This window comes from Flavobacterium sp. Sr18, assembly GCF_011064265.1.
In the GTDB taxonomy this organism is placed as follows: Bacteria; Bacteroidota; Bacteroidia; order Flavobacteriales; family Flavobacteriaceae; genus Flavobacterium; species Flavobacterium petrolei.
Map to the genome: position 1 here is coordinate 2,652,506 of NZ_CP049329.1, position 18,090 is coordinate 2,670,595.

General features: G+C 34.6%; 17 protein-coding genes. 12 read left to right on the plus strand and 5 right to left on the minus strand.

Annotated features, from left to right (window positions below; translation table 11 throughout):
• The first annotated feature begins 8 nt into the window (after nt 1-8).
• The 3 genes from radC to G7A72_RS11675 are packed head-to-tail and all read left to right on the plus strand — an operon-like array spanning nt 9 to nt 2,170.
• Nucleotides 9-704: a DNA repair protein RadC gene (gene radC / locus G7A72_RS11665; RefSeq protein WP_165152608.1), complete on the plus strand. Its 696-nt coding sequence runs from the start codon at nt 9-11 to the stop codon at nt 702-704.
• A gap of 9 nt (nt 705-713) precedes the next feature.
• On the plus strand, nt 714-1,403 hold the full coding sequence (locus G7A72_RS11670; RefSeq protein WP_165152609.1) for a YjjG family noncanonical pyrimidine nucleotidase: 690 nt from the start codon (nt 714-716) through the stop codon (nt 1,401-1,403).
• Between the two features lie 2 nt (nt 1,404-1,405).
• A complete protein-coding gene (locus G7A72_RS11675; RefSeq protein WP_165152610.1) occupies nt 1,406-2,170 on the plus strand; it encodes a hypothetical protein in 765 nt (254 codons plus the stop codon).
• A 72-nt stretch (nt 2,171-2,242) separates the two neighbouring features.
• Here the strand turns inward: G7A72_RS11675 and G7A72_RS11680 are convergent, their stop codons facing one another.
• The gene (locus tag G7A72_RS11680) at nt 2,243-3,520 is read right to left on the minus strand and encodes a replication-associated recombination protein A (protein ID WP_165152611.1); all 1,278 of its coding nucleotides are present in this window, start codon (nt 3,518-3,520) and stop codon (nt 2,243-2,245) included.
• Nucleotides 3,521-3,788: 268 nt separating this feature from the next.
• Here G7A72_RS11680 and G7A72_RS11685 point away from each other — a divergent pair, with 268 nt between their 5' ends.
• Nucleotides 3,789-4,577 carry a rhomboid family intramembrane serine protease gene (locus G7A72_RS11685; RefSeq protein WP_165152612.1) on the plus strand — a complete coding sequence of 263 codons (789 nt, stop codon included), beginning with the start codon at nt 3,789-3,791 and terminating at the stop codon, nt 4,575-4,577.
• Nucleotides 4,578-4,638: 61 nt separating this feature from the next.
• On the opposite strand, the gene rlmB is transcribed toward G7A72_RS11685, so the two are convergent.
• From rlmB to G7A72_RS11705, 4 genes are all read right to left on the minus strand, one after another.
• Nucleotides 4,639-5,373 carry a 23S rRNA (guanosine(2251)-2'-O)-methyltransferase RlmB gene (gene rlmB, locus G7A72_RS11690; RefSeq protein WP_035668140.1) on the minus strand — a complete coding sequence of 245 codons (735 nt, stop codon included), beginning with the start codon at nt 5,371-5,373 and terminating at the stop codon, nt 4,639-4,641.
• A 79-nt stretch (nt 5,374-5,452) separates the two neighbouring features.
• Nucleotides 5,453-6,904 carry a SusD/RagB family nutrient-binding outer membrane lipoprotein gene (locus G7A72_RS11695; protein WP_165152613.1) on the minus strand — a complete coding sequence of 484 codons (1,452 nt, stop codon included), beginning with the start codon at nt 6,902-6,904 and terminating at the stop codon, nt 5,453-5,455.
• 3 nt (nt 6,905-6,907) lie between these two features.
• Nucleotides 6,908-10,168: a SusC/RagA family TonB-linked outer membrane protein gene (locus tag G7A72_RS11700; protein ID WP_165152614.1), complete on the minus strand. Its 3,261-nt coding sequence runs from the start codon at nt 10,166-10,168 to the stop codon at nt 6,908-6,910.
• 84 nt (nt 10,169-10,252) lie between these two features.
• Nucleotides 10,253-11,959, minus strand: a complete 1,707-nt coding sequence (locus tag G7A72_RS11705; RefSeq protein ID WP_165152615.1) for a hypothetical protein — start codon at nt 11,957-11,959, stop codon at nt 10,253-10,255.
• Between the two features lie 180 nt (nt 11,960-12,139).
• On the opposite strand from G7A72_RS11705, the gene rpsL reads away from it, so the two are divergent.
• The 8 genes from rpsL (at nt 12,140) to rplB (ending at nt 18,087) form a co-directional block, all read left to right on the plus strand.
• Nucleotides 12,140-12,523 carry a 30S ribosomal protein S12 gene (gene rpsL, locus G7A72_RS11710; protein WP_007136570.1) on the plus strand — a complete coding sequence of 128 codons (384 nt, stop codon included), beginning with the start codon at nt 12,140-12,142 and terminating at the stop codon, nt 12,521-12,523.
• A gap of 74 nt (nt 12,524-12,597) precedes the next feature.
• The gene (gene rpsG, locus G7A72_RS11715) at nt 12,598-13,074 is read left to right on the plus strand and encodes a 30S ribosomal protein S7 (RefSeq protein ID WP_035668130.1); all 477 of its coding nucleotides are present in this window, start codon (nt 12,598-12,600) and stop codon (nt 13,072-13,074) included.
• Between the two features lie 10 nt (nt 13,075-13,084).
• A complete protein-coding gene (gene fusA, locus G7A72_RS11720) occupies nt 13,085-15,241 on the plus strand; it encodes an elongation factor G (RefSeq protein WP_113666971.1) in 2,157 nt (718 codons plus the stop codon).
• Nucleotides 15,242-15,252: 11 nt separating this feature from the next.
• Complete coding sequence (gene rpsJ / locus G7A72_RS11725) at nt 15,253-15,558, plus strand: 30S ribosomal protein S10 (protein ID WP_011963470.1); 306 nt, start codon at nt 15,253-15,255, stop codon at nt 15,556-15,558.
• A gap of 154 nt (nt 15,559-15,712) precedes the next feature.
• Entirely contained in the window at nt 15,713-16,330 is a 618-nt protein-coding gene (gene rplC, locus G7A72_RS11730; protein WP_113666972.1) for a 50S ribosomal protein L3, read from the plus strand.
• Nucleotides 16,330-16,959 carry a 50S ribosomal protein L4 gene (gene rplD / locus G7A72_RS11735; RefSeq protein WP_113666973.1) on the plus strand — a complete coding sequence of 210 codons (630 nt, stop codon included), beginning with the start codon at nt 16,330-16,332 and terminating at the stop codon, nt 16,957-16,959. Before rplC ends, rplD begins: the two co-directional genes overlap by 1 nt.
• Before the next feature lie 6 nt (nt 16,960-16,965).
• The gene (rplW, locus tag G7A72_RS11740; RefSeq protein WP_066081040.1) at nt 16,966-17,256 is read left to right on the plus strand and encodes a 50S ribosomal protein L23; all 291 of its coding nucleotides are present in this window, start codon (nt 16,966-16,968) and stop codon (nt 17,254-17,256) included.
• A gap of 6 nt (nt 17,257-17,262) precedes the next feature.
• A complete protein-coding gene (gene rplB, locus G7A72_RS11745; RefSeq protein WP_035668122.1) occupies nt 17,263-18,087 on the plus strand; it encodes a 50S ribosomal protein L2 in 825 nt (274 codons plus the stop codon).
• The last annotated feature ends 3 nt before the right edge of the window (nt 18,088-18,090 follow it).

Consider the following 18,090-nt stretch of genomic DNA (forward strand, 5'->3'; position numbering starts at 1 on the left):
CAATATCAATGGCTGAAAATTCCTTTTTTCCTATAACGAATTGGTCCGAAGATGATAAACCACGTGAAAAATTGATGCTTAAGGGCAAAAGTGTTTTGAGTGATGCGGAATTAATTGCCATTTTGATTGGTTCAGGAAACAGGAGCGAATCAGCTGTGGATTTAAGCAAACGAATTTTAGCTAGTGTTGACAATAATTTGAACGCCTTAGGGAAATTATCGTTATCGCAGCTCATGCAATTTAAAGGAATAGGGGAGGCAAAAGCAATTTCGATTATTGCAGCCTTAGAATTAGGAAGACGCCGAAGAGGAGAGGATGCAGTGGAATTGAAGAAAATAACTTCGAGTAAAATCATTTTCGAAATCATGCAACCTATTATTGGGGAATTGCCACACGAGGAATTTTGGATTATTTACATGAATAATTCGAATAAAGTGATTGCAAAATCCCAGTTGAGTAAGGGCGGAATCACGGGAACATTAGTTGATGTGCGAATAGTTTTTAAAACAGCGCTCGAGATGGGAGCTACGGCTTTGATATTGTGTCACAATCATCCTTCGGGGACGTTGATTCCGAGTGATGCCGATAAACATATTACGAAGAAATTGAAATTAGCTGGCGATAGTTTAGAAATAAAAGTATTGGATCATCTCATTGTAACTGAAACCAGTTATTTCAGCTTTGCAGATGAAGGAATATTTTAAAAATATAAAATGAAACAAACACATATAAAGGACGTTTTTTTTGATTTAGATCATACACTTTGGGATTTTGATAAAAATTCAGAGTTGACTTTTGAGACTATTTTCAATAGAGATCATCCATCAATAATAACTAAAGATTTTATTGAGAAATATGTTCCAATAAATCAAGAATGTTGGAAATTATATCAATATGATAAAATTACTCATGAAGAATTGCGTTACAATAGACTCAAGTATTCTTTTGATGCAATAAATTATTCAGTTTCGGATGAGGAAATTGATGCAATTGCAAATGATTATATCAAATTTTTGCCAGAGAATAATCATCTTTTTGATGGAGCAATCGAACTTTTAGATTATCTTAAGCCTAAATATAATTTGCATATTATAACCAATGGTTTTGCGGATGTTCAATTTAAAAAACTAAATAATTCAAAAATAGGTTCTTATTTTCAGACCATAACTAATTCAGAAATGGCTGGAGTAAAAAAACCAAACCCTATTATTTTTGATTACGCTTTAGATTTGGCAAAAGCCATAAAAGGAAATAGTATTATGATTGGCGACAGCTTAGATGCTGATGTTCAAGGAGCTCTTGATGCTGGATTAGACGCTATTTTTTTTAATGAAAGTAAAATGCTTGTTGAAGATCATATAATACAAATTAATCATTTATTAGAACTTAAAAAATATTTATAAAGATGAAAAAATCCTTCCTGTTTTTGCTAATCTTCTTCGTCAGTTACTCTTATGCTCAATCTGTAAACGATTATAAGGCTGTTGTAGTTCCTTTAAAATATGATTTCCTTAAAGGTGAGAACCAATATCGGTTGAACACGTTGACTAAATTTAATTTGAATAAAGCTGGTTTTGAAGCATTTTATAGTAATGAGGCTATTCCAAATGATTTTAGTGATCGATGTAGTTTGCTTTATATTGATGTGTTAAAAGAGAATGGCTTTTTGATAACTAAATTATTTTTAACGCTCAAAGATTGTTATGGTAAAATTATCTTTCAATCCCCTATTGGAAAAAGTAAAGAAAAGGAATATCAAGTTGCTTATAGCGAGGCGTTGAATGAAGCTTTTCAGTCTCTTTTTGCGTTGAAATATAAATATAATGGTAGTACAACTACAAAGGTTCAGTCTGAAATACATACAGAAGTTGTTAAGCCAATGCCAGCACCTATTACTACCGCTAAGAATGTTATAAGTGAGCCTGTTGTTGTTAATACTGTTGTTGCGGATTCTAATTTGTTGTATGCACAGCCAACTGCTTCGGGTTTTCAATTAATTGACAGCGCGCCAAAAGTGGTTATGAAAGTGTTTAAAACTACTAATCCATCTTGTTATATTGCGGTTAAGAATGGCTTGCAAGGTGTTTTGTTGCTTAAAGAAAATCAGTGGTATTTTGAATATTATCAAAACGATAACTTAATGTCTGAAAAAGTAGTTGTTAAGTTTTAGTCTTCAAAAATCTGTTGCTGAAAATAGTTTCATAAAAAAAGTCTTGAGAAATCAAGACTTTTTTTATGAAATTTAATAGCCGTATTTATCTTTCCAGCGGTTTTTAAGAAATTCTCGGATACTGTTTTCTCTGGAATTGTTTCCAGGTACATAGATTGGGGTTTTGCTTAAAGCTTGTGGTAAAAACTCTTGTTCAGCAAAATTATTGGTATAATCATGGGCATATTTGTATTCTTCACCATAACCTAATTCTTTCATTAATTTTGTGGGTGCATTGCGCAAATGAATGGGCACGGGTAAGTCTCCAGTTTGTTTTACAAGTTGTTGGGCAGTTCCAATAGCTAGGTAAGAGGCGTTACTTTTTGGGGAAGTAGCTAAATAAACAGCGCATTGACTCAATATAATTCTACTCTCAGGATATCCAATTGTAGTAACAGCTTGAAAAGTATTATTAGCCATAATAAAGGCAGTTGGATTAGCATTTCCTATATCCTCACTGCTAAGTATTAGCATTCTTCGTGCAATAAATTTTACATCTTCACCACCTTCAATCATTCGAGCGAGCCAATAGACAGCGCCATTTGGATCACTTCCCCTAATAGATTTTATAAAAGCAGAAACAATGTCATAATGTTGTTCGCCGGTTTTGTCATACAAAACAGTGTTTTGTTGGACTAATGAGAACACCAGATCATTTGTAATAAAAATTTCGTCTTCATTAGACGCATTTACCACAAGTTCAAAAATATTTAATAGTTTGCGTCCATCTCCGCCGGAAAGTCTTAACAAGGCCTCGGTTTCTCCTAAAATAATATTTTTTGTAGACAAATAAGTATCTGTTTTCATCGCTCGTTCAAGCAGAGACTCTAAATCTTTTTTTGTAAAAGCGTTTAAAACATAAACTTGACAACGGGAAAGTAATGCTGGGATAACCTCAAAACTTGGATTTTCTGTAGTGGCGCCTATCAGTGTAATCCATCCTTTTTCGACTGCAGCCAAGAGGGAGTCTTGTTGTGATTTACTGAAACGATGAATCTCGTCAATGAACAAAATAGGGTTTTTGGCGGTAAACAAACCGCCGCTTTGCTTCGCTTTTTCAATAACGTCTCGAATATCTTTTACACCTGAATTGATAGCACTTAAGATATAGAATGGTCGTTTTGATTCTTGTGCGATAATTTGCGCCAATGTTGTTTTTCCTGTTCCGGGTGGTCCCCAAAAAATTAATGAAGGTATTATTCCTTTCGCAATTTGTTGTGTCAAAGATCCATTAGGTCCAACTAAATGGGCCTGACTAATATATTCTTCAAGTTTTTGTGGCCGTATACGTTCTGCAAGTGGTGCTTCCATTTTGTAAAATTACTATATTTCAAACTGAACTTGTTTTAGTTTCTGTTTTTTTTTTGGGAGCTATTTCTCCCGAAGCTTCTGGATATACTAGATCTTTTTATCTCGTTAAAAAACGAGATATAAAAGGATGCCTCCCGAGACTTCGGGATCATCTGGGTTAGGGAGCGCATTAACAAATGGTTTTCAGTTTAAATATGACAAAATAGCATTAAATTACTTTTGGATAAGTTTTTGAATTATAACAAGAGATTAAAACTTTAAATAATTAATGGAAAAGGATTTTAAATTTACCAATTCAGTTATAGGATTACCTCTTTTTTTTGTGGTATTTCTTTGGTTTGTTTTTTGGCTCGAAATCCGATTTGATTTTGATTTTGTGCAAAACGGTATTTATCCTAGAACTTTTGCAGGTTTACAAGGGGTTTTGTTTAGTCCATTCATTCATGCTGATATGGAACACCTTTATAACAATTCGATTCCGTTACTAATTTTATTGGCGGCTCTACAATTTTTTTATGCGGAGCAATCGATAAGAGTGATTGGATACGGTATTTTAGTTTCGGGGTGTTTTACTTGGGTTATTGGCAGAGAGAATTATCACATAGGGGCAAGTGGATTAATTTATGTTCTCTTTAGTTTTGTTTTCTTTAAAGGAATACAAACTAGATACAATCGATTGGTTGCCTTGTCGCTTGCAGTAATAGTCATTTATGGTGGTTTGGTTTGGTATGTTTTTCCAAGCCCTGAGATAACTGGGAATAAATCTATTTCTTGGGAAGGTCATTTGGGAGGATTACTCACTGGATTTTTTCTTTCGTTGGTTTATAAAACTCCAGAATATAAAAAGGTAATTAAATATGATTGGGAGCTTCCGGATTTTGATCCCTCTGAAGATAAATTTATGCAGCGTTTTGATGCTAATGGAAATTTTGTGAACTTACCAGAAATCATAGAACAAGAAGATAAGCAGGAAATTTTATCATACTATACTTGTAATTATCCTGTAGATTATGAGATTGTTATAAATAAAAAAAATGAATCAAAACCTAGGCCTTAATTCATTTTTTATTTAAGTGTTTAGAGTTACAAGATTCTAAAGAGCTAAGAAGCGTAACAATCTAAGATCGTTGTCTTACTGCTTCGTATAAAAAAGCACCACAAGCCACAGATACATTTAATGAGCCAATAGTTCCAAACATAGGAAGTTTAGCCTTCTCATCAACAATCTTAAGAACTGATGGGTTGACACCTCGATCTTCCGATCCCATAATGATAGCAACAGGCTCGTTTAGAGAAATGTCATAAATATTTTGATCTGTTTTCTCTGTCGCAGCCACGGTTTTGATACCACTGGCTTGCAAAAGAAATATAGCATCTTTAATGTGTTCTACTTTACAAATTGGAATGTTGAAAACTGCTCCAGCAGATGTTTTTACAGTGTCGCCATTAACAGGTGCAGATCCTGCTTTTTGAACAATGATACCATTTACTCCGGTACATTCTGCAGTTCTGATGATAGCACCAAAATTACGGGCATCAGATATTTGATCCAGAATTAAAAATAGGGGTTTTTTACCATTTTCAATTACTGATTCTATCAAAGATTCTAAATCAAAAAAGGAAATAGGTGAGATGGTTGCTACTGCACCTTGATGATTATTAGGTGTGAGTCTGTTTAGTTTTTCTACGGGAACATAGGAAAAATTGATATTTCCACGTTTCATTACTTTCATTAAGTCTTTCATTAGTTCGCTGCTCGCTTCCTTTTGAATATAGACTTTGTCTACAGTTGCACCTGCTTGTATAGCTTCAATGATCGCTCTAATCCCAAATATTTGATGTTCTTTTTCCATGGTGCAAAGCTAAGTAAAATGTGTGTAAAAAAAAAACCATCAGCCTAGACTGATGGTTTCAATATAAATTTAGAGATAATTAGAATTTATCCCAGAAAATTTTAGATGTTAATTTATCTCCACCTGTAACAGTTGCAGCAGCAGCTGTTACATTTGTAGCATTTACTGTCGCTTCACTTGCAGGATAATTGAATCTTGTAGGAACAGATGTTATATCATTGTACGTTGTAGCAGGTGCTAATAATACAGGATAATCTAATCTTCTCCATGAATTCCAAGCTTCAAAACCTCTATTATACAATGCAATCCATGCTTGTTCTCCAATGCTTTTTTTCCAAGCTGCAGTTGAAGTTCCGTTGTAAGGATTTGCAAGTAAATAAGCTGTGGCATCAGCAGTGGCAACGCCCCAGCTATCCATAGAAGCAGTTATTCCGTTGTTGTAGTGCGTAACAGCTACTCCAGCAGCAGCAACACCTCTAGCAGCGGCCTCAGCTAACAAAAACTCTTGTTCACTATAAGCTAGTATAGTTCCAGGAAACGTTGGTTCTAAAAGCGTATTGTTTACTGTAGAAAAATTAGTGTAACTATTAGAAGAACCGTATACTCCTCCTATGTAGTTAGTAGTACCTGGCGCAAATGTAAAATATTTAGCTCTTCTAGGATCTGATAGTGTGTTTAATTGGTTTACAAATGTATCAGCAATGACAAAATCTTTTCTTCCACTTGCTACTATATCTGCAAACAATGGGTTTGCATTAGGCTGTGCTCCTAAATAATTCAAGTTAGCATCATCGCTATTGCTCGTCATAATTCCTGCGTTAATTGCTGCTGTAGCTTGAGCAGAAGCATAAGTTGCATCTACATCAGACATGTTTATTGCAAGTCTTAATCTAAGAGTATTTGCAAATTTTTTCCATTTTGCAACATTACCACCATAAATTAAGTCAGCAGATCCAAAGCTACTTTCTGAAGTATTTAATGCAGCTTGAGCCGCAGATAATCTTACAATAAGATCTTTGTAGATTCCTTGAGCGTCATCGTATTTCGGCAATGGGTGACCTTCAATATCTAAAGCTTCAGAATAAGGAACATTTCCAAAAGTATCTACTAAAACACTAAACGTGTAAGCGTTCATGATTTCAATGATAGCTTTTTTGTTAGCAAGAACTGCAGCTTCACTTGGACCAGCTGTAACAACTTTGTTAAGTAATACATTTGACTCTTTAAAATCTCTAAGAACATCTCTGTAAAGTGTATTAAAGTGAGTATCAGGAATAGGTCTTGTAGTCAAATTATATTGACTTTCATCTGGATAGGTAGTTTCTGTCCATTGTTGCACTAACAATCTGTAAACGTTTCTGTTTACAGATGCATTTACCATTTGGTCTACTAAAGCTTTTTGAGCATTTGTAAATAAAAACTCGGGTTTGGCAGACGTTGGATTTTTCGTATCTGTATTTAGTCCGGTAATATCATCAGTACATGATACGCTCAGTGCTAAAAACGAGATTAATAAAACTATTTTTTTCATAATTTAAAATTTAAATGTTACGTTAACACCAACATTTCTTGTCGTTGGTAAAGAGCCTACTGAATATCCTGCAGATGAAGCATTTGCGCTCAATCCACTTTCTGGGTCAGCATATGGAAGGTTTTTGTCTATTATCCATAGATTTGAACCTACGATACTAAATTTCATTTCTTGAAGGTTCATTCTTGAAACTAGTGTAGTTGGTAAAGAATATGTGATATTCACTTCTCTTAATTTAATGAATGAAGCGTCATATACGAAAGCTTTATTCGGTGCTCTTCTGTAACCTGATACGTTACCGTATTGATCAGGAGCAGGAGTTCTTGTAGTATTTACTGAACCATCAGCTTTTACACCAGGTAAGATAACACCACCACCATTAGCAATAGTATTTCTAATTGGGTTTCCTAATTCATTAAGTCCAGCAGTAACATCGTATAGTCCTGTAGCTAAACCGTATGCTTGGTCAAGAGAGAAAATATCTCCACCTTTTTTCATATCGATTAAGAATCCAAAGGATAAATTTTTGTATGTGAATTTGTTACGAATACCACCTAACCAATCTGGATTAACATCACCGATTACATTATTTGCGGATGCATTAACAACATACCTTCCATTTGCTCCAACTACTTTTTCGCCGTTTAAGTAAGTAAAGTCAGTACCTCTGAGTACACCATAAGGCTGCCCTACAGCAGCATTAAGAGTTACCCCTTGTCCAAACTGATTTAATCTTAAGTTTTCAATTCCTTCAGCTAATTTAGTAACTTCATTTTTGTTTTTAGACCAGTTTACAAAAACATCCCAAGCGAAATCTTTTGTTTTAATAGGTGTAACGTTAAATTGAACCTCGATACCTCTGTTTTCTACAGTTGCTGCGTTAATATATCTTGAACTATTACCAGTAGCAGTAGAAAAAGGAACTTGGAAAGCTTCACCGTTATTTACGTTTTTGTAAGCACTTACTTCAAATCCAAGTCTTCTGTTTAAAAATTGCATTTCTAAACCAATTTCTTGAGTATTTGTTTTTACTGCTTCTAAGTTTGGATTGTTTTTAGTACCAGCAACAGAATATTGTTGATTAGAGCCAAAAGGGTCATTTTTAACATAAGTATCTACTAAAGATAATCCTGGAGTACCTAATGGGCTTTCAGAATAACCAGCTCTAATTTTACCAAAACTTAACCATGGTTGGTTGATGTGATTTGTGAAAACATAACTTCCAGATGCAGAGTAGCTCCAGATTGCATTCTTTCCAGCTGGTAAGCTAGAGAAAGCATCTCTTCTTGCAGTTGCGTCGACGAAAAAGTAGTCTTTGAATCCAAATGATCCAGATCCATAATAACTGTTAATTCCTTGATTAACTTCTGCTTCTACAGGGAAAGGAACGGTTTGAACAGAATTTGATAAACTGAACAAGTCTGGAACAATAAGACCACCTTGTGTAGAGTTTAAAGTAGATATGATTCTAGTTCTAACTGCTGTACCTCCAGCAATACCACTAAAACTAATACTTTCAGAAATGTCTTTTTTGAATGTTAAGATGAAATCATAATTTTGTTCAGAAAACGATCTTTGGTATTTTTGATATCCTGAAGTTTCTGATAATCTATTAATTCCAAAATCACCCGCAATAGAACCAAAAGCTCTTCTTTCTTCACGTAATTCACTGTATGAATCTGTAGATATTTTTGCCGTAGCAGTTACCCAGTCAGCAATCTTATAATCTAATTTAGAGTAACCAATAAAACGGTTTCTTTCATCTGATTGGAAATTTTTATTTCTAATGAAATAAGGGTTGTCCCAGTAAATTTGAGTTAAATCAGAAGGGTCAGTATAATTCCAGTTGATGTTTTGTCCACCAGATCTTTCGTAAACTTGTTTCAATTCTTGAACGTCTACGTTTGTTTGCCACCATTGACGGAACATTGACATGATGTTTTCATTGTATCCTGTTGAGTTTCTACCTACAGTACTTTGTGCATTGTAGTTAGCAAAGACACTAGCAGATAGCTTATCTGAAAATTGGTGATTAATTTTAGCACTTACGCTATTTTTTTTCATTTCACTGTTTGGAAGTATACCTGTTTGTTTTGAATTAGTGTAATTCAATACAAAATTTGTAGTGTCATTTCCATCTTCTAATGAAACAGAGTTGTTAAATGATGTACCAGTTTGGAAGAAGGTAGTTGGGTCATTTTTACCGGCTACCCAAGGTGTAGCTTTTCCGAAGTTGTCAGACCAAGGAGTGAAAGCATTCCAATTGTAAACCAATAAATTAGGGTCGAAAGCCGCTCCGTAAGAAGCATCTTCAGAAGTTGGTACTACTAAATCTTCAACACCATCTCCGTTAACGTCTCTTGATAAGAAATATCCAGAACCATCTTCATAAAAAGGACCGTAACCCGCTCCGTATTTATCTTGGTATTTAACAAATGTAGATTTGTCAATAGTGCTTCCAACAAACTCAGAAGAAACAGTTACTCCTAAACCTTTTTTAGCTCTACCTTTTTTTGTTGTAATCATAACAACACCGTTACCACCTAAGTAACCATATAATGCAGAAGCTGCTGCTCCTTTTAATATATTTACACTTTCGATGTCTTCAGGATTGATATCCATTGCAGCATTTCCATAATCGTAAGTACCACCTGCTCCAGCAGCTTGGTTTCCTGTACTACCTGTTACCAAAGAGTTGTTAATAGGCATACCGTCGATAACGATAAGCATTTCATTACTACCGGTTAAACTTTTAACACCTCTAGAAACAATACTAGATGATCCACCAAAGTTGTTATTTCTTTTGATATTAACACCTGCTACTTTTCCGGAAAGTTCATTGATGAAGTTTCCACTTCCTGCGCCAGAATTTAATTCTTCTGCTTTAACTTCTTGTGTAGCATAACCTAGAGATTTCTTTTCTCTTTTGATACCTAAGGCAGTAACAACTACTCCTTCTAGTTCCACTGCAGAATCGTCTTTCAATTTTACATTAACAACAGAAGAACTTGCTGCTGCTTCTTGTGTCTTCATTCCAATGTAGCTGAAAACCAAAACTTGGCTTGGTGTTGCTTTGATAGAAAATTTTCCATCGAAATTTGTTTGTGTTCCAGTTTGAGTCCCTTTCACTAATACACTTACACCTGGTAAAGGCATTCCTGCATTATCAGAAACAACACCTGTAACAGTTCTTTCTTGCGCAAAGGTAATTTGCGCTACTAGTACTAATAGTAGTACTAAGAATCCATTAAACTTTAGTTTCATTTTATAATATTTTGAATTAGTCTCGCAAACTTCTTAATAATTTGTTAACTTTCCTAATATATAAATCGATAATTTATGTTAATTTTAGAATTTAACATTATAGCTTATGTGAACAATTGATTTTGAAATTTCGAATTGCTGATTTTTAGCAGTGCCATTTGCTACGGCTAATTTTAGTAATCCATTTTTTGTTTGTAATCCTACTCCAAGGCCTACGCCAATTAAGTTTTGGGTTTTATCACTTGTTTCTAAACCAATTTTGTTTTTATAAAGGCAATAGTCAAGAATGGAATGAATGTAAAGATTTGAGGAAAGAATATATCTGTATTCTGTAAGAATAGATGTTGTAAAATAGGCTTGAAGGCTATTTTCTGTAAATCCTCTAACGCTTTTGAATCCTCCAAAACGAAACAATTCGTTAATAATATAATTGCTGCTTCTCAAATAATAATTTTGGCTGTTAAGATTTATTGAATTCCTTTTATTCAAATAAAGGGTATGTGTGGCTTGAATGTTTACGAAAAATTGCCTGTTTTCTGAGTTTTCAAATTTTATGTTACTATTTCTTTTTCCTATTCCTACGGATGTTAAAAATCTTGATTTTACTGGAAAAATATTATTGTTGCTATCTGGTTTTGTATGTTCAAAACTGGATGTTAAGTAAGAGTTATTGAAATCGCTAATCGAACTGTTGTTTGAGTTTTGTATGTCACTTGACTCTGTAGATTGGTATCCCAAATAAATTCTCGTGTTATAATTGGCAAAGTAGCTTAAATCAATGGCTGTTTTTGTGTTTTGAAAAGTTGTGTCTTGTCTGAATAATTGAATTTGCGCCTTTAATCCTATTGGGGTTTTTAGTAAATAAGGAATTTCAATCTGTGCTTTAAAAGTCTTCTGGTCGTTGCCGTCACTTTTCCAAAATATTGAAAGTTGTTCGCCGATAGCTAAAATATTTTCTAGCGTCACATCTAAATATCCATTTAGGGTTAATTTGCTGTTTACATCGTTCGAGAAGCCTAAGAACCCATCAAATGTATTTGAATTCTTTTTTTCGAGATACACGAAAACTTTTGTTGTGTCGTTTGTGAATAGAATTTCAGGGTATTTTATTTGGTTTACAAATCCAAATTTATTGAAGTCACTGTAAATTTCTTCTACAGTTTTTTGGTTAAAAATGCTATTTTGATATTTCTTATTTACTTGTGTCAAATGTCCCTTAGGAAATTTATTGGATTGCGTATTATCTGAATATTGGATTATAAGAGAATTGAGTTTTCTTTTTTTGTTGGATTCGAATTTTAAGTCAGCATACAGAGTGTTTTTGTCTCTTTTTATGTTTATTAGTTTTAGTGTTGCTAAAGCGTACCCTTTTTGTTCTAATTTTTGTATTGTTTCTTTTAGGAATGAATCTGTATCAGGGTACGGTAATTCAATATTATTGTTTTTTTGGGTTAAGGTAATGGTGTTGTTTAATAATTCGTCGCTACCTATATATATATGAATAAATTTTATTTTTTTGCCTAAGTTTAATTTTGTGACATAACTCGAGTCATTTGCTTTGCGAAGATCAGAAAGGTTATTGTCAATGTATCCTATTTTCGAAAGTTTGCTTGATATTTCACTTATTTCGTCCTGAACCGATTTTGTGTTTTTGTGTTTTCTAAGGTAAGATATCGAGTCGATTGTTCTTGTTTCAGATGTGGAGCCTCCAATTAATTGTAAGTATAAATTTTGAGCAGAAGAATTCTGTCCAAAAATCAAAAATAAAAGAAAAAGGAAAGCTGTTTTCAAAGGAATATTTATTTAAATAAATGTAATGCAAATATCTATGGTTTGTAATAAAAATCAAACCATTAAATAATCTTATTGAAAATTAATAGTTTAACGTTTGTAGAGTGAAAAATATTTTCTACATTTGCAACCCCGTAAAAAGCGGGAATTTAATATAATAAGAAATTTTTAGTATTAATTATGCCAACAATTCAACAATTAGTAAGAACAGGAAGAACTCAGATAACTAAGAAGAGTAAATCGGTTGCTTTAGATTCTTGTCCTCAAAGAAGAGGGGTTTGTACGCGTGTTTACACTACAACACCAAAAAAACCAAACTCTGCAATGCGTAAAGTAGCGCGTGTACGTTTGACAAATGGTAATGAAGTGAATGCTTACATCCCTGGTGAAGGACACAATTTACAAGAGCACTCGATAGTATTAGTTAGGGGTGGAAGGGTAAAAGATTTACCAGGAGTTAGATATCACATCGTTCGTGGTGCGCTTGATACGTCAGGAGTAGCAGGAAGAACGCAAAGAAGATCTAAGTACGGAGCTAAACGCCCAAAAGAAGCAAAAAAGTAATTTAAAAAGTTATTTCTTGTAGAGATGTGATTCGTTACAGCTGTATAGGTATGACATTTTATTAAAAAAAAGACATGAGAAAAAGAGCGGCAAAGAAAAGACCACTTTTACCAGATCCTAGGTTTAATGACCAACTGGTAACACGTTTTGTGAACAACTTAATGTGGGATGGAAAAAAATCGACAGCGTTTAAAGTATTTTATGATGCTATTGACATCATTGAGTCTAAGAAACAAGATGCTGAGAAACCATCATTAGAAATTTGGAAAGATGCGTTGACTAATGTTATGCCTCACGTAGAAGTACGTAGTCGTAGAGTAGGTGGAGCTACATTTCAAATTCCAATGCAAATTCGTCCGGATAGAAAAATTTCTATGGCGATGAAATGGTTAATTCTTTATTCAAGAAGAAGAAACGAAAAATCTATGGCTCAAAGGTTAGCTTCAGAATGTTTAGCTGCGGCTAAAGAAGAAGGTGCTGCCGTTAAGAAAAGAATGGATACTCACAAAATGGCAGAAGCTAATAAAGCTTTCTCTCACTTTAGATTTTAATTCATAAGAAATGGCTAGAGATTTAAAATATACAAGAAACATAGGAATTGCTGCTCACATTGATGCTGGTAAAACAACAACAACGGAGCGTATATTGTTCTATACAGGAAAATCACATAAAATTGGTGAAGTACATGATGGTGCTGCAACAATGGACTGGATGGCACAAGAGCAAGAAAGAGGTATTACAATTACTTCTGCAGCTACAACTTGTGAATGGAATTTTCCAACTACACAAGGTAAAGTTTTGCCTGAAACATTGCCTTATCACTTCAATATTATCGATACTCCGGGACACGTTGACTTTACAGTTGAAGTAAACCGTTCTTTACGTGTTCTTGATGGTTTGGTTTTCTTATTTAGTGCTGTTGATGGTGTTGAACCTCAGTCAGAAACTAACTGGAGATTAGCAGATCAATACAGAGTTCCACGTATTGGATTCGTTAATAAAATGGATAGACAAGGATCTAACTTTTTGATGGTTTGTCAACAAGTAAGAGATATGTTGAAATCAAACGCAGTTGCAATCACTTTGCCAATTGGTGAAGAAAATGATTTTAAAGGTGTTGTTGATTTGGTTAAAAATCAAGCTATAGTATGGCATGAGGAAGGTTTGGGAGCAACATATGATATTGTGCCTATCCCAGAAGATATGCTTGAAGAGGTTAAAGAATACAGATCGATTCTTATTGAGGCAGTAGCTGATTATGATGAGACTTTGCTTGAAAAGTTCATGGAAGATGAAAACTCTATTACAGAGGAAGAAATCAACATTGCATTAAGAGCAGCTGTAATGGACATGGCTATTATTCCTATGATTGCTGGTTCTTCTTTCAAAAACAAAGGAGTTCAATTCATGTTAGATGCAGTATGTAAATATTTGCCTTCTCCAATGGATAAAGATGGTATCGAAGGGATTCATCCTGATGATGCTGATTTATTAGAAGAAGATCAAACTAAAATTTTGCGTAAGCCAGATGTTAAAGAGCCATTCGCTGCTTTAGCATTTAAAATTGCTACCGACCCATTCGTAGGTCGTTTAGCTTTCTTCCGTGCTTATTCAGGACGTTTGGATGCTGGTTCTTATGTTTTGAACACACGCTCAGGAAATAAAGAAAGAATTTCTCGTATCTATCAAATGCACGCTAACAAACAAAACCCAATCGATTATATCGAGGCAGGTGATATTGGAGCGGCAGTTGGATTTAAAGATATTAAAACTGGAGATACATTGTGTGATGAAAAGAACCCAATTATCTTAGAAAGTATGAAATTCCCTGCGCCGGTAATTGGTATTGCAATTGAGCCTAAAACTAAAGCTGACGTAGATAAAATGGGTATGGCTTTGGCTAAATTAGCTGAAGAAGATCCTACTTTTACAGTTAGAACAGATGAAGCTTCAGGTCAAACTATTATCTCAGGTATGGGTGAGCTTCACTTGGATATCTTAGTTGATAGAATGAGACGCGAATTCAAAGTTGAAGTAAATCAAGGTGAGCCTCAAGTTGAATACAAAGAAGCTTTTACTAAGAAAGCACAACATAGAGAAACGTACAAGAAACAATCTGGGGGTCGTGGTAAATTCGGTGATATCGTATTTATTCTTGAACCAGCAGATGAAGTTGACGGTAAAGCTCCAGTTGGATTGCAGTTTGTAAATGCAGTAAAAGGTGGTAACGTTCCTAAAGAATATATTCCATCAGTTGAAAAAGGGTTTAGAGAAGCTATGAAAACAGGTCCTTTAGCAGGATACCAAGTAGATAGTTTGAAAGTAACTTTATTAGACGGATCTTTCCACCCGGTGGATTCTGATGCACTTTCTTTTGAACTTGCGGCAAGAATGGGTTATAGAGAGGTAGCTAAAGCAGCTGGTGCTGTTATATTAGAGCCAATCATGAAAATGGAAGTGATTACACCAGAAGAAAACATGGGAGATATCGTAGGTGATATTAACCGTCGTAGAGGTCAGGTGAATGATATGGGTGATAGAGCTGGTGCTAAAACTATTAAGGCAGATGTGCCATTATCTGAAATGTTTGGATACGTTACTACGTTAAGAACGCTTTCTTCAGGTAGAGCAACATCTACTATGGAATTTTCACACTACTCTGAAACGCCTTCTAATATTTCAGAAGCAGTTATCAAAAAAGCAAAAGGAAACGCATAATCTTTAAGAAAATGAGTCAAAAAATCAGAATAAAATTAAAATCTTACGATCACATGTTGGTAGACAAGTCTGCTGAGAAGATTGTAAAAACGGTAAAAAGTACCGGTGCAGTTGTTACAGGACCAATTCCATTACCAACTCACAAAAAACTTTTCACTGTTCTTCGTTCTCCACACGTAAACAAAAAAGCGAGAGAGCAATTTGAAGTAATGTCATACAAGAGATTAATTGACATTTATTCATCTTCATCTAAAACTATTGATGCTTTAATGAAACTTGAATTGCCAAGTGGAGTTGAAGTTGAAATCAAAGTTTAAGTAGTTTAAGAGTAAAAAGGAACGCTGTTTTTAAGCGAAAAATATTTTTTTGGTTTGTGTGTAAATAAGTTATACATTTGCACCCACTAAAAAAATAGGATTCGTTTAAAAGCTGCGTTCTATATTTATATTTAATAATTAATAATTAATAATTATGTCTGGGTTAATTGGTAAAAAAATCGGCATGACTAGCATTTTCGACGAGAACGGGAAGAATATTCCTTGTACAGTAATCGAAGCTGGACCATGTGTTGTTACCCAAGTCAGAACCAAAGGTGTTGACGGGTACGAAGCGTTGCAACTTGGTTTCGATGACAAAAACGAGAAACATTCCACAAAAGCGGCTTTAGGTCACTTTAAGAAAGCGGGAACTGTAGCTAAGAAAAAAGTCGTTGAATTCCGAGATTTCGCAACAGAACAAAATTTAGGAGATCTAATTGATGTTTCTATTTTTTCAGAAGGAGAATTTGTAGATGTACAGGGTGTATCTAAAGGTAAAGGTTTTCAAGGGGTTGTAAAACGTCACGGTTTTGGTGGTGTTGGTCAAGCAACTCACGGTCAACACAACCGTTTAAGAGCGCCAGGTTCTGTAGGAGCTTCTTCTTATCCATCTAGAGTATTCAAAGGAATGCGTATGGCTGGACGTATGGGAGGAGACAATGTAAAAGTTCAAAACCTTAGAGTTTTAAAAGTAGTTGCTGAAAAGAACCTACTTGTTATAAAAGGATGTATTCCTGGATGTAACAACTCTTATGTAATCATTCAGAAGTAATGGAAGCAAAAGTATTAGATTTCAACGGAAAAGATACTGGAAGAAAAGTTCAACTTTCTGATTCAGTATTTGGTATAGAACCAAACAATCACGCAGTATACCTTGATGTTAAGCAATATCTTGCTAATCAAAGACAAGGGACGCACAAAGCTAAAGAAAGAGCTGAAGTAGCGGGAAGTACTCGTAAGATAAAAAAACAAAAAGGAACTGGTACTGCTCGTGCGGGTAGTGCAAAGAATCCATTGTTTAAGGGTGGTGGAACAGTTTTCGGACCAAGACCAAGAAGTTATTCATTCAAATTGAATAAAAGCTTGAAACGTTTGGCTAGAAAATCTGCTTTCTCAATTAAAGCAAAAGAGTCGAATATTATCGTTCTTGCAGACTTTGAATTTGAAACGCCAAACACTAAAAATTTCATTAACGTTTTGAAAGCTTTAGAGTTAGAAAATAAAAAATCCCTGTTTGTATTGGGTGATACGAATAAAAATGTATATTTGTCGTCACGCAATTTAAAGGGCTCTAGCGTAGTAAGTAGCTTAGAATTAAGTACTTATGCTATATTAAACGCTAATAACTTAGTGCTTTTAGAGAGTTCTTTGGAGATAATTGAAGAAAATTTAAGTAAATAATAGGATATGAGCATCATAATTAAGCCTATAGTAACGGAAAAAGTAACCAAAGAAAGTGAAGTTTTAAACCGCTTCGGATTCGTTGTTGACAAAAAAGCAAACAAAGTGCAAATTAAGAAAGCTATTGAAGCTGCTTATGGAGTAACTATTTTGAGTGTTAACACGATGAACGTAAGACCGGATAGAACTACAAAATACACTAAAAGTGGTTTAATCAGTGGAAAGACGAATGCAATCAAAAAAGCAATTGTTCAAGTACAAGAAGGAGAAACAATTGATTTTTACAACAATATCTAAGATAAAATGTCAGTAAGAAAATTAAAACCTATTACCCCAGGTCAGCGATTTAGAGTTGTGAATGGTTATGACGCCATTACAACTGATAAGCCGGAACGCTCTTTGATAGCGCCGATAAAAAACTCTGGTGGTAGAAATAGTCAAGGAAAGATGACCATGCGTTATACGGGTGGTGGTCACAAGCAGAGATATCGTATCATTGATTTTAAACGTACAAAAGAAGGAATTCCTGCTACGGTTAAATCAATTGAATATGATCCAAATCGTACTGCATTTATCGCTTTATTGGCTTATGCTGATGGAGAGAAAACGTATGTTATTGCTCAAAACGGATTGAAAGTTGGTCAGAAATTAGTTTCTGGTCCAGAATCTCAACCTGAAATTGGTAATACTTTGCCTTTAAGTAGAGTTCCACTTGGAACTGTTATTTCTTGTATCGAATTGAGACCAGGTCAAGGAGCTGTTATCGCTCGTTCTGCTGGAACATTTGCTCAATTAATGGCAAGAGATGGAAAATATGCTACAATCAAAATGCCTTCAGGGGAAACAAGATTGATCTTGTTGACTTGTTCGGCTACAATTGGAGCGGTTTCTAATTCAGACCACCAATTAGTTGTATCTGGTAAAGCAGGTAGAACAAGATGGTTAGGAAGAAGACCTAGAACAAGACCTGTTGCAATGAACCCTGTCGATCACCCAATGGGTGGTGGTGAAGGACGTTCTTCTGGTGGACATCCACGTTCAAGAAATGGAATACCAGCTAAAGGTTACAGAACTCGTTCTAAGAAAAACCCGAGTAACAAGTATATCGTAGAACGTAGAAAGAAATAATAA